Origin of the sequence: Rhizobium sp. Root483D2 (genome assembly GCF_001426685.1) — a bacterium.
Lineage (GTDB): Bacteria > Pseudomonadota > Alphaproteobacteria > Rhizobiales > Rhizobiaceae > Pararhizobium > Pararhizobium qamdonense.
The window spans coordinates 1-502 of the sequence record NZ_LMFB01000005.1; the positions used below are offsets into that span (position 1 = coordinate 1).

Here is a 502-nt window from a genome sequence, read left to right on the forward strand (position 1 = left end):
CTCGGTGGGATCGACGCTGATTGCGCTGTTGATCTCGGTGCCGGCCGCCTGGTCGATGGCGTTTTCGCCGACCAACAAGACCAAGGACATCCTGATGTGGATGCTGTCCACCAAGATGATGCCGGCCGCCGCCGTCATGGTGCCGATCTATCTTCTGTTCCGCGACTTCGGCCTGCTCGACAGCCGCTTTGGCCTCACCATCATGCTGACGATGATCAACCTGCCGATCGTCGTGTGGATGCTCTATACCTACTTTCGCGAAATCCCCGGCGAGATCCTCGAAGCCTCGCGGATGGACGGTGCATCGCTGTGGGGCGAGATCTGGTACGTGCTGACGCCGATGGCGGTGCCCGGCATTGCGTCGACCATGCTGCTCAACATCATTCTGGCCTGGAACGAAGCCTTCTGGACGATCCGGCTGACCACCACCAATGCCGCACCGCTGACGGCCTTCATCGCGTCCTTCTCCTCGCCGCAGGGCCTGTTCTGGGCCAAGCTTTCG

At 61.4% G+C, this 502-nt stretch carries 1 protein-coding gene; it reads left to right on the top strand.

Going from position 1 to position 502, the window contains the following annotated elements; all coding sequences use genetic code 11:
- Positions 1-502, top strand: a 502-nt coding sequence (locus ASD32_RS03600) for a carbohydrate ABC transporter permease (RefSeq protein WP_156383061.1), incomplete at both ends; no start/stop codon positions are given.